The sequence below is a fragment of the Amycolatopsis alkalitolerans genome (genome assembly GCF_006152065.1).
Taxonomy (GTDB): Bacteria; Actinomycetota; Actinomycetes; order Mycobacteriales; family Pseudonocardiaceae; genus Amycolatopsis_E; species Amycolatopsis_E alkalitolerans.
In genome coordinates this window covers 208,578-220,194 of sequence record NZ_VDFW01000007.1, presented here as the reverse complement: position 1 = coordinate 220,194, position 11,617 = coordinate 208,578, and the positions used below count along the sequence as shown (strand labels likewise).

The following is an 11,617-nucleotide window of genomic DNA, read 5'->3' as shown; positions in this document are numbered from 1 at the left end:
GGATGCCCCTCCGTCACAGACTCCGACGTGAACAACCTGCGGCTCGAATCGGTCACGGTGCTCGTCACATCCCATCAACTCAATCGGGCCCAACCCGGGTCCAGCGTAGTCAGGCGACCCGCTACCGGTGGATGAAGTCTGCCACCGCGTCCCACACTGTGGCCGCCAGCTGTGATTTCGACCCGAGCGGGATCGGACGTTCCGCGCCATCGGCCGAAAGCAGCCAGCCCGCGTTGTCCTCGACCTCGAACGCCCTGCCTTCGCCGACGGCGTTGACCACCAGCAGGTCGCAGCCCTTGCGCTTGAGCTTCGCGCGCGCGTGGTCCAGCACCGAGCCGTCCTGATCACCGGTCTCCGCGGCGAACCCGACGATCGTCTGGCGGGGCCCCCGGTTCGCGACCAGTTCGGCGAGGATGTCGGCGTTGCGCTCCAGCGTGATCAGCGGGTCGGGCTGGTCGTCCGATTTCTTGATCTTGTAGTCCGCGTGCGTGGCCGGCCGGAAGTCGGCCACCGCGGCGGCCATCACCACGACGTCCGCGGTCCCGGCGGCTTGGCGCACGGCGACGCGCATCTCCTCGGCGCTCGACACGCGGCGGAGTCCGGCCCCGGCGGGAACGGGCAGTTCGGCGGTGTGCCCGGCGACGAGGGTGACCTCGGCGCCGCGCTGCGCGGCCACCCGGGCCAGCGCGTAGCCCTGCTTGCCCGAGGACCGGTTGCCCAGGTAACGGACCGGGTCGAGCGGCTCGCGGGTGCCCCCCGCGGAGACGACGATCCGCAGCCCTTCGAGATCCCGCGGCAGCGCGCGCGGCTCAGCGAGCAGCAGGCGGGCGAGGTCGACGATCTCGGACGGGTCCGGGAGACGGCCCTTGCCGGTGTCGGCGCCGGTGAGCCGACCGGACGCGGGCTCCGCGACGACCGCGCCGCGCGAACGCAGCAGCGCCACGTTGTCGCGGGTGGCGGGGTGCTCCCACATCTCGGTGTGCATCGCCGGGAAGAACGCGACCGGGCAGCGCGCAGTGAGCAGCGTGCTGGTCAGCAGGTCACCGGCGAGGCCGTGCGCCGCGCGGGCGAGCAGGTCGGCGGTCGCGGGGACCACGAGGACCAGATCGGCTTCCTTGCCCACGCGGACGTGCTGCACCTCGGGCACGTCGGTGAACACGTCCGTGTGCACCGGATGCCCGGACAGCGCTTCGAACGTGGCCGCGCCGACGAAGTTCAGCGCGGCTTCGGTAGGCACCACGCGGACGTCGTGACCGGACTCGGTCAGCCCGCGCAGCACCTCACAGGCCTTGTAGGCGGCGATCCCGCCGCCCACGCCCAGGACGACCCGGGGCTGGTCACTCACCTTCGGTGTGCTCGAGCAAGCCGCCGTGGATCTCGCGCAGCGCGATCGACAGCGGCTTCTCGCGCGGGCCCGGCTCCACCAGCGGGCCGACGTACTCGAGCAGCCCCTCGCCCAGCTGGGCGTAGTAGTCGTTGATCTGGCGGGCGCGCTTGGCGGCGTAGATCACCAGCGCGTACTTGGAGCTGACCTTGGCCAGCAGGTCGTCGATCGGCGGGTTGGTGATGCCTTCGAGCTCGTCACCATGGGTACCCAGCGCTGCGGTCACTCGTTGTGCTCCCGAATCATGAGAAGTCCGTGTTCATCAAGTCTAACAACTGGCGCGCGGCCTCGGTCACGTCGGCGTTCACGACGCGGGCGTCGAACTCACCCGCCGCGGCCAGCTCCCGCTCGGCCTCGGCGAGACGGGCCTCGACGGCGGCCTCCTCCTCGGTGCCGCGGCCGGTGAGCCGGCCGACCAGCTCCTCCCAGGAGGGCGGCATCAGCATCACCAGGCGCGCGTCGGGCATCGCCGCGCGGACCTGGCGGGCGCCCTGCAGCTCGATCTCGAGCACCGCGGGCCTGCCTTCGGCGAGCGCCCGCTCGACGGGCTCGCGCGGGGTGCCGTAGCAGTTGCCGGCGAATTCCGCGTGCTCGAGCAGCTCACCGGCGCGGACCATCTTGTCGAACATGGCCCGGTCGATAAAGTGGTAGTGCTCGCCGTCGACCTCATCGGGCCGCGCCGGCCGGGTGGTCACCGAAACACTGAAGTAGACGTCCGGGTCCAGCCGTCGCAGCTCGCCGACGACGCTCGACTTGCCGACGCCGGAAGGACCCGAGACGACGGTGAGCCGGCGCCGGGAGCGCTGCCCCGGAACCGGCTCACCGTGCGTCGCCCGGCCGGTCGGACCGGCCGCTGCCACGTGGTCGTCGTGTATGCCGCTCACTCGCCGCTGAACTCGGCCAGCAGCGCCTTGCGCTGCCGGTCGCCAAGGCCGCGCAAGCGCCGGCTCGGTGCGATCTCCAGGCGCTCCATCGTCTGCTGGGCACGCTTCTTGCCGACGCCGGGGAGGGCCTCGAGCAGGGCGGACACCTTCATCTTGCCGAGGACCTCGTCCTCGTCCGCCTGCTTGAGCACGTCGGTCAGGGTCGTACCGCCCCGCTTGAGGCGTTCCTTGAGCTCGGCACGGGCACGACGGGCGGCAGCGGCCTTCTCCAGCGCTGCCTTGCGCTGTTCCTCGGTCAGCTGGGGAAGTGCCACGTTTTCCTCCGTAGTACTCAAAATTCCGGGTGGGTGACGCGACGGTACCCACCCCCGGATACCCGCGACAATGCGGGGGTGGCCGGTAAGTTCCCGGTCCGAGGCCTGATATTAACCCTCCGGAGCCCGGCCACTACCCGTCATTCGAATACTTGTTGTCACCTTTGCTACCTGATCGAAGCCTGGATCTCGCGCACCCCCGCGCGCAGCGCCGCCGGGTCGGGACCACGCCGCAGCAGGTCCCTCGACGACGCCGCGAGCACGCCCCGCAGGTCCCGGCCGAACAGCGCCCGAAGATCGCTCACGGTGGCCCCCTGAGCCCCGAAACCGGGCGCGAGCACCGGGCCGCCCAGCGCGCTCAGGTCCAGCTCGCCAGGGCTGACCGTGGCGCCGACGACGACGCCGACGTCGCCGAGCGGCCCGGTGCCGGCGTTGACGGCGGCCACCTCGTCCACTATGGACTGGGCGACCGTCTTTCCGTTGGGCAGCAACGCGTTCTGCAGCGCAGCGGCGTCCGGGTTGGAGGTCCGGGCGAGCACGAACAGGCCCCTCCCCCCGGCCCGGGCGGCCTCGATCGCGGGCGCGAGCGAGCCGAATCCGAGGTAGGGCGAGACCGTCACGGCGTCCGCCGCGAGCGCGCTGTGACCGTCCAGATACGCGGCGGTGTAGGCGCCCATCGTCGAGCCGATGTCACCACGCTTGACGTCCAGCAGCACGAGCGCGCCGGCCTCGCGGGCCACCGCGAGCACACGCTCCAGAACGGCGATCCCGCCCGCCCCGAAGGCCTCGAAGAAGGCCGACTGGGGCTTGATCACCGCTACCTCGGCGGCCAGGATCTCGGTCGCGGAGAGGGCGAATTTTTCCAGTCCGGGCACAGTCCGGGGCAGGTCCCAGGCGTCCAGCAGCCCCGGATGCGGGTCGATTCCGGCGCACAACGCTCCCCGTGCCCGGATTTTCTCCGCCAACCTTCGCCCGAATGGAGCAGCGGTTTCTGCCCCGCCGGGCATCGTCGCGGTCACGATCGTGCCCGGAGCGCGGCCTGCAGATCCTGCAGCGACCGGACCCCGATTTCGCCCCGGATGAGCGCCTCGATGCCGTGCACCGCGGCCGCCGCTCCCTGCACCGTGGTGATACACGGGATGTCACGCGATACCGCGGCGGTGCGGATCTCGTAGCCGTCGATGCGGGGCCCGCTGTTGCCGTACGGAGTGTTGATCACCATGTTGACCCCGCCGCCGAGGATGATGTCCACGACGTTCGGCTCGGTCTCGGTGGACCCTTCGCTGTGCTTGCGTACCTCGGTGCAGGCCACCCCGTTGCGCCGCAGCACCTCGGCGGTGCCCGAGGTCGCGAGGATCTCGAAGCCGAGGTCGGCCAGCCGCTTGACCGGGAACACCAGCGCGCGCTTGTCGCGGTTGGCGACCGACACGAACACCTTCCCCGAGGTCGGCAGCGAACCGTAGGCCCCGGCCTGTGACTTCGCGAACGCCTCACCGAACGAGGTGTCCACGCCCATGACCTCGCCGGTGGACTTCATCTCCGGCCCGAGCAGCGAGTCGACGCCCTTGCCTTCCGGGGTGCGGAAGCGGTGGAAGGGCAGCACGGCCTCCTTGACCGCGACCGGCGAGTCCGCCGGCAGCTGCCCGCCGTCGCCCTCGGCGGGCAGCACGCCGCGGGCGCGCAGGTCCTTGATGCCCGACCCGGTCATGATCAGCGAGGCCGCCTTGGCCAGCGGCACGCCGGTCGCCTTGGACACGAACGGCACCGTGCGGGAGGCGCGCGGGTTGGCCTCCAGGACGTAGAGCACGTCGTCCTTGAGCGCGTACTGCACGTTGAGCAGCCCCCGCACGCCGACGCCGCGCGCGATGGCCTCGGTCGACACACGTACGGTCTCGAGGTCCTGGCGGCCGAGCGTGATGGGTGGCAGCGCGCACGAAGAGTCGCCGGAGTGGATCCCGGCCTCCTCGATGTGCTCCATCACACCGCCCAGATACAGCTCTTCGCCGTCGTAGAGGGCGTCCACGTCGATCTCGATCGCGTCGTCGAGGAAGCGGTCCACGAGCACCGGATGCTCCGGCGTGACCTCGGTGGCCCGCTGGATGTACCCGGCAAGGGACGCCTCGTCGTAGACGATCTCCATCCCGCGCCCGCCGAGCACGTAGGACGGGCGCACCAGCACCGGATAGCCGATCTCGTCCGCGATCCGCTTCGCGCCCTCGAACGAGGTGGCGGTGCCGTACTTCGGCGCGGGCAGGCGCGCGTCGCCGAGCACCTCGCCGAACGCGCCGCGATCCTCGGCCAGGTGGATGGCCTCCGGCGAGGTGCCGACGATCGGCACGCCCGCGTCGCCGAGGCGTTTGGCCAGGCTCAGCGGGGTCTGCCCGCCCAGCTGCACGATGACCCCGGCGACGGTGCCCGAGTTCTGCTCGGCGTAGACGACTTCGAGGACGTCCTCGAACGTCAGCGGCTCGAAGTACAGGCGGTCGGACGTGTCGTAGTCGGTGGACACGGTCTCCGGATTGCAGTTGACCATGACGGCCTCGAACCCGGCCTCGCGCAGCGCGATCGCGGCGTGCACGCACGAGTAGTCGAACTCGATGCCCTGGCCGATGCGGTTCGGCCCCGAACCGAGGATCAGCACCTTCGGCTTGTCGCGCTGGGGCGCGACCTCGGATTCGGCAGCCTCCGCGTCCGATTCGTAGGCCGAGTAGTGGTACGGCGTCTTCGCGGCGAACTCGGCGGCGCAGGTGTCCACCGTCTTGAACACCGGGCGCACGCCGAGGCGGTGCCGCAGCGCCCGCACGCCGTCCTCGCCCGCCAGTTCCGGCCGCAGGGCGGCGATCTGCTGGTCGGACAGGCCGGTGCGCTTGGCCACGCGCAGCAGGTCCGCGTCGAGCACCGGCGCGTCCCGCACCTGGGCGCCGACCTCGCCGATGAGCGCGATCTGGTCGATGAACCACGGGTCGTACCCGCTCGCCTCGTGCACCTGCTCGACGGTCGCGCCCAGGCGCAGCGCCCGCTCGACCGCGTACAGGCGGCCGTCGTGCGGGCTGCGCAGCGTTTCGAGGGTGTTCTCCAGCGTGGCGCCCTCTGGGTCGGGACGCGTCCAGAACCCGGCGGCCTTGGTGTCGATCGACCGCATGGCCTTGCCGAGCGCCTCGGGGAAGCTGCGGCCCAGCGCCATCGCCTCGCCGACGCTCTTCATCGTCGTGGTCAGCCGCGGGTCGGCACCGGGGAACTTCTCGAAGGCGAACCGCGGCACCTTGACCACGACGTAGTCCAGCGTCGGCTCGAACGAGGCCGGCGTCTCGCCGGTGATGTCATTGGGGATCTCGTCGAGGGTATAACCGATCGCGAGCTTCGCGGCGATCTTGGCGATCGGGAAACCGGTGGCCTTCGACGCGAGCGCGGACGAACGGGACACGCGCGGGTTCATCTCGATCACGACCAGCCGCCCGTCACGCGGGTTGACGGCGAACTGGATGTTGCAGCCGCCGGTGTCCACGCCGACCTCGCGCAGCACCGCGATGCCCACGTCCCGCATGTGCTGGTATTCGCGGTCGGTCAGGGTCATCGCGGGCGCGACGGTCACCGAATCACCGGTGTGCACGCCCATCGCGTCGACGTTCTCGATCGAGCAGATCACCACCACGTTGTCGTGGCGGTCGCGCATCAGCTCGAGTTCGTACTCCTTCCAGCCGAGCACACTCTCCTCGATGAGCACCTCGGTGACCGGCGACTCCGCGAGCCCGACCGACGCGAGCCGCTCCAGTTCCTCGTCGGTGTGCGCCACTCCGGAGCCGAGCCCGCCCATCGTGAACGACGGGCGGATGACGACCGGCAGGCCGAGTTCGGCGACGGTCGCGCGCACCTCGTCCATCGAATGGCAGACCTTGCTGCGCGGCACTTCGCCGCCGATCGCGCGGACGATGTCCTTGAACTTCTGCCGGTCCTCACCACGCTCGATCGCGTCGATATCGGCCCCGATCAGCTCGACCCCGTACTTCTTCAGCACGCCCCGGTCGTGCAGCGCGACCGCCGTGTTGAGCGCGGTCTGCCCGCCCAACGTGGCCAGCAGCGCGTCGGGTCGCTCCGCCGCGATGACCTTCTCCACGAAGTCCGCGGTCACCGGCTCGATGTAGGTGGCGTCGGCGAACTCCGGATCGGTCATGATCGTCGCCGGGTTGGAGTTGACGAGGCTGACCCGCAGGCCCTCCTCGCGCAGCACCCGGCAGGCCTGCGTGCCCGAGTAGTCGAACTCGGCGGCCTGCCCGATCACGATCGGGCCAGACCCGATGACGAGCACGTGCTCGATGTCTGTCCTCTTCGGCATCAGTCGGATTTCTTTCCCTGTGTCATGCGGGACACCCGCACCCGGTCGGCCCCCGCGGGCTGGGCTGCGCGATCGTGCCTCGCGCGAGCCTCCATCAAGGTCACGAACTCATCGAACAGCGGAGCGGCGTCGTGCGGCCCAGCCGCCGCCTCCGGGTGGTACTGCACCGAGAAGGCCGGCACGTCCGTGCAGCGGATGCCTTCGACACAGCCGTCGTTCGGGCAGTAGTGGCTGATCTTCGCGGCGCCGAACGGCGAGTCGAAGACCTGGCCCGGCTCGCCTTCGAGGGCGAACCCGTGGTTCTGCGCGGTGATCGCGACCTTGCCGGTCTCGATGTCGATCACCGGGATGTTGATGCCGCGGTGGCCGTAGCGCATCTTGTACGTGCCGAGCCCGAGGGCGCGGCCGAGGATCTGGTTGCCGAAGCAGATGCCGAACAGCGGAAGCTCGCGGCGCAGCGTCTCCGCCGTGAGCCCGATCGCGTGCGCCTGGGTCTCCGGGTCGCCCGGGCCGTTGGACAGGAACACCCCGTCCGGCTCGACCGCGAGCAGATCCTCGATCGTGCTCGACGCGGGCAGGACGTGCACCTCGATCCCGCGCCTGCTCATCTGCCGCGGCGTGTTCGACTTGATGCCGAGATCCAGCGCGGCGACGCGGAACCGCCGCTCCCCCACCGGCGGCACGACGTACGGCCGCGCCGTGGTGACCGCGCCGGCCAGATTTGCGCCCTTCATCGGTGGGCTGGCCAGCACCTCGTTCACCATCGTGTCCACATCGGCCAGTGCCTCGCCGGAGAACACCCCGGACCGCATCGCGCCCCGTTCGCGCAGGTGGCGGGTCAGAGTGCGAGTGTCCACTCCGGAGATGCCGACGATCCCCTGGCTCGACAGCTCGTCGTCGAGGGAACGGCGCGAGCGCCAGTTCGAGGGCGTGCGGGCCGGATCGCGCACGACGTAACCGCGCACCCAGATCCGGGCCGACTCGTCGTCCTCGTCGTTCCACCCGGTGTTGCCGATCTGCGGCGCCGTCTGCACCACGATCTGCCCGCAGTAGGACGGGTCGGTCAGCGTCTCCTGGTACCCGGTCATGCCGGTGCAGAACACCGCTTCGCCGAGCGTGGCGCCCTGCGCCCCGTACGCCGAGCCGCGGAACACCCGGCCGTCCTCCAGCACCAACGCGGCCGGTGTCGTCATTGGGCCCCTCCCTTACTGTGTCGATCCATACCAATCCGACCGGCAGCCACGGCGATCCGCCTGGCGTAGGTCGGCTTCCGGTTGATCACGTCGGCCTACTTTCGGTCGGATCGGTACTGCGCCCCAAGCTCTCGATCCACTGTGGATAGTCGCCGTGGTCGTCCCCGCGGAACCCGGTGTCGAGTTCCACCTCACCGAGGCGCCACGTGATGATCAGGAGGCTGTCGGTGCCCATCACCTTCCCGGCGATCGCGCTGCCGCGGCGGACCCCGGCGATCGCGTCCTCGGGGATCCAGAACCCGGGCGCCCCCGCCCGGTCGACTTCGACGCCGCCGGCGTAGCGGCGCAACACCGCCCGGCCACGCAGGCCCATGCCACGGGTGACGATCCGGTTCTGCCAGTCGCCGGCCGTCGTGGTGCTGACATACAGCCCGGCGGCCTCCAGGCCCGGCTCGCCCGGCTCGCCGGGCACCTGCGGGAACGGCGGTACGCGAACGCTCTGCGACCGCGCGCGTCGTCGCCAGCCGGCTCGCATACCCCACACGGCGAGCAGGAAGAAGGCGAGCACGATCAAGACCAGCGCGAAGCGTTCCATCACTCAATCTTCCCTTCGCGCGCGGTGATCCGCCCGCGCAGCAGCGTGAGGGTCACCACGCCCGGCAGCCGCATCCCTTCGTACGGGGTGTTCGCGGCGAGGCTCGCGAGTTCCACGCCCCGCACCGTCCACTCGGCATCCGGGTCGACGAGCACGAGGTTCGCCGGTTCGCCGGTGACCAGCGGGCGGCCCTGGTCGGGCAGTCCCGCGATCTCCGCCGGGCGCTCGCTCAGCACGCGGGCGACGCCGCGCCAGTCGAGCAGGCCCGTGCGGACCATCGTCTCGGTGACCACCGACAGCGCGGTCTGCAGGCCGAGCATGCCGGGTTTCGCGACCGCCCACTCGGTGTCCTTGTCCTGCACCGGATGCGGCGCGTGGTCGGTGGCGACGCAGTCGATGACACCCTCCGCGAGCGCGGCCCGCAGGCGCGCCGCGTCCCCGCCCGTGCGCAGCGGCGGGTTGACCTTGTTGACCGGGTCGTAGGTGGCGAGACGCTCGTCGGTCAGCAACAGGTGATGCGGGGTGACCTCGGCGGACACCTCGGTGCCGCGATCCTTCGCCCAGCGCAGCACGTCCACCGTGCCCGCCGTCGAGACGTGGCAGACGTGCAGCTTCGCGCCCGCGTGCTTCGCGAGGATGCAGTCACGCGCGACGATCGACTCCTCGGCCGAGGCGGGCCAGCCCGCGTACCCGAGCCGGGAGGCTGTCTCGCCTTCGTGCGCCTGCGCGCCGATGGTGAGCCGGGGCTCCTCCGCGTGCTGCGCGACGACGGCGTTCAGCGCCGTCGAGTACTCCAGCGCGCGGCGCATGAGCAGCGGGTCGGACACGCAGTGCCCGTCGTCGGAGAACATCCGGACCCCGGCCACCGACTTGGCCATCGTGCCCAGTTCGGCGAGCTTCTCCCCGGCGAGCCCCACCGTGACCGCGCCCACCGGGTGCACATCCACGAGCCCGGTCTCGCGACCGCGCCGCCACACGTGCTCGACGACGACCGCGTTGTCGGCGACCGGATCGGTGTTGGCCATCGCGAACACCGCGGTGTACCCGCCGAGCGCGGCGGCGGCCGAGCCCGTCTCGATCGTCTCGGCGTCCTCGCGGCCCGGTTCGCGCAGGTGGGTGTGCAGGTCGACGAACCCGGGCAGCAGCGCCTGGCCGGCCGCCTCGATCACCTCGGCACCCTCGGGCGCCTCGACCGCGCCAATAGCGCTGATGAGCCCATCGGCGACCAGCACATCCACCGGGTCGCCCTCGCCGTAGAGCCGGGCTCCCTTGATCAGCACGCTCACTTCTCTTCCTCCCCCGCCAGCAGGTGGTACAGCACGGCCATCCGCACGTGCACCCCGTTGCGGACCTGCTCGGTGATCGCGGACGACGGCGCGTCCGCGACCGCGGAGGCGATCTCCATCCCGCGCAGCATCGGCCCCGGATGCAGGACGACGGCGTGCTCCGGCAGCATCTTCAGGCGCGTTTCGCTGAGCCCGTAGGCGATCGAGTACTCGCGCGCCGACGGGAAGAACCCGCCGGTCATGCGTTCGGCCTGCACCCTGAGCATCATCACGGCGTCCACCCCGGGCAGTTCGGCGTCCAGCTCGTGCGACACCGTGACCGGCAGCGCCTCGACCCCGGCCGGCAGCAGCGTCGGCGGCGCGACCAGCACCACCTCGGCGCCGAGCGCGGTGAGCAGGTGGACGTTCGAGCGCGCGACGCGGCTGTGCAGCACGTCGCCGACGATCGCGATCCGGCGGCCGTCGAGCTTCCCGAGCCGCTCCCGCAGGGTCGCCGCGTCCAGCAGGGCCTGCGTCGGGTGCTCGTGCATCCCGTCGCCGGCGTTGACCACGGCCGTGCCCGCGTCGGACAGCCAGCCCGCGAGCCGGTGCGCGGCGCCCGAAGCCGGATGCCGGATGATCACGCAGTCCGCACCGGCCGCGGCGAGCGTCAGCGCGGTGTCGCGCAGCGACTCGCCCTTGCCGACCGAGGACCCGCCCGAGGAGACGTTGACGACGTCGGCGCTCATCCACTTGCCCGCGATCTCGAACGAGACCCGCGTGCGGGTGGAGTTCTCGTAGAACAGCGTGATGACCGTGCGGCCGCGCAGCGTCGGCAGCTTGCGCACCTCGCGGCCCAGCAGCGTCTTCTTCAGCTCGTCGGCGGTGTCGAGCACGGCGGTCGCGACCTGCGGGTCGAGCCCGTCGGTGGCCAGCAGGTGCTTCATTCGCCTTCTTCCCTTCCGCGCAGCACCACGGCGTCGCGCCCGTCCACCTCGGCCAGCAGCACGTGCACCTCCTCGGCACGCGAGGTGGGCACGTTCTTGCCCACGTAGTCCGCGCGGATGGGGAACTCGCGGTGGCCCCGGTCCACCAGTACCGCGAGCTGGACCGCGCGCGGGCGGCCGTGATCGCGCAGGGCGTCGAGCGCGGCGCGGACCGTGCGGCCGGAGAACAGCACGTCGTCGACGAGGATCACGATCCGGTCGTCGATCCCGGTGCCGGGCAGTTCGGTCGAGGCCAGTGGCCGGGTCGGGCGGCGGCGCAGATCGTCGCGGTAGAGCGTGATGTCCAGCGCTCCGGTGGGCGGTTCGACGCCGGCGAACTCGGCGACGCGCTCGGCCAGGCGGCCGGCGAGCGAGGTGCCGCGGGTGGGAATTCCGAGAAGAACGGGCAGATCACCCGACTCGGCACCGAGGGCCGTCTTCTCGATGACCTGATGGGCCATTCGGGCGATGGTGCGCGCGACATCGCCGGAGGAGAGTAACTCGCGCTCGCCGCCCGGCTCCGTCGCGCCACGAGGGCGTGACGCCACGGCAGACTCCTTCCCCGCCTCACGGGACGGGTCCTTAAAGGATGTCGATCTCCTGCTTGGCCAGGAAATCCTCCTGACAATAACAGGGCGTGCCGGGCGCCTGAGCGGGTGGTAT

11 protein-coding genes are annotated in these 11,617 nt (G+C 71.0%); all 11 read right to left on the bottom strand.

Going from position 1 to position 11,617, the window contains the following annotated elements:
• Positions 1-121: 121 nt before the first annotated feature.
• Positions 122-1,345 carry a bifunctional phosphopantothenoylcysteine decarboxylase/phosphopantothenate--cysteine ligase CoaBC gene (gene coaBC / locus FG385_RS11560; RefSeq protein ID WP_139096657.1) on the bottom strand — a complete coding sequence of 408 codons (1,224 nt, stop codon included), beginning with the start codon at positions 1,343-1,345 and terminating at the stop codon, positions 122-124.
• The gene (gene rpoZ / locus FG385_RS11555) at positions 1,338-1,610 is read right to left on the bottom strand and encodes a DNA-directed RNA polymerase subunit omega (protein WP_139096656.1); all 273 of its coding nucleotides are present in this window, start codon (positions 1,608-1,610) and stop codon (positions 1,338-1,340) included. Before rpoZ ends, coaBC begins: the two co-directional genes overlap by 8 nt.
• A gap of 16 nt (positions 1,611-1,626) precedes the next feature.
• Complete coding sequence (gene gmk, locus FG385_RS11550) at positions 1,627-2,244, bottom strand: guanylate kinase (RefSeq protein WP_235022518.1); 618 nt, start codon at positions 2,242-2,244, stop codon at positions 1,627-1,629.
• A 20-nt stretch (positions 2,245-2,264) separates the two neighbouring features.
• On the bottom strand, positions 2,265-2,582 hold the full coding sequence (mihF, locus tag FG385_RS11545; protein ID WP_139096655.1) for an integration host factor, actinobacterial type: 318 nt from the start codon (positions 2,580-2,582) through the stop codon (positions 2,265-2,267).
• A gap of 167 nt (positions 2,583-2,749) precedes the next feature.
• Positions 2,750-3,589 carry an orotidine-5'-phosphate decarboxylase gene (gene pyrF / locus FG385_RS11540; protein ID WP_139096654.1) on the bottom strand — a complete coding sequence of 280 codons (840 nt, stop codon included), beginning with the start codon at positions 3,587-3,589 and terminating at the stop codon, positions 2,750-2,752.
• Positions 3,590-3,597: 8 nt separating this feature from the next.
• Positions 3,598-6,915: a carbamoyl-phosphate synthase large subunit gene (gene carB, locus FG385_RS11535; protein WP_139096653.1), complete on the bottom strand. Its 3,318-nt coding sequence runs from the start codon at positions 6,913-6,915 to the stop codon at positions 3,598-3,600.
• A complete protein-coding gene (gene carA, locus FG385_RS11530; protein WP_139096652.1) occupies positions 6,915-8,108 on the bottom strand; it encodes a glutamine-hydrolyzing carbamoyl-phosphate synthase small subunit in 1,194 nt (397 codons plus the stop codon). The genes carB and carA overlap by 1 nt, the downstream gene beginning before the upstream one ends.
• An 85-nt stretch (positions 8,109-8,193) precedes the next feature.
• On the bottom strand, positions 8,194-8,703 hold the full coding sequence (locus FG385_RS11525; protein ID WP_139096651.1) for a PH-like domain-containing protein: 510 nt from the start codon (positions 8,701-8,703) through the stop codon (positions 8,194-8,196).
• Positions 8,703-9,989 (bottom strand): dihydroorotase, encoded by a 1,287-nt coding sequence (locus FG385_RS11520; protein WP_139096650.1) that lies wholly within the window; start codon positions 9,987-9,989, stop codon positions 8,703-8,705. Before FG385_RS11520 ends, FG385_RS11525 begins: the two co-directional genes overlap by 1 nt.
• The gene (locus FG385_RS11515; protein WP_139096649.1) at positions 9,986-10,915 is read right to left on the bottom strand and encodes an aspartate carbamoyltransferase catalytic subunit; all 930 of its coding nucleotides are present in this window, start codon (positions 10,913-10,915) and stop codon (positions 9,986-9,988) included. Before FG385_RS11515 ends, FG385_RS11520 begins: the two co-directional genes overlap by 4 nt.
• Positions 10,912-11,502: a bifunctional pyr operon transcriptional regulator/uracil phosphoribosyltransferase PyrR gene (pyrR, locus tag FG385_RS11510; RefSeq protein ID WP_139096648.1), complete on the bottom strand. Its 591-nt coding sequence runs from the start codon at positions 11,500-11,502 to the stop codon at positions 10,912-10,914. Before pyrR ends, FG385_RS11515 begins: the two co-directional genes overlap by 4 nt.
• Positions 11,503-11,617: the final 115 nt, after the last annotated feature.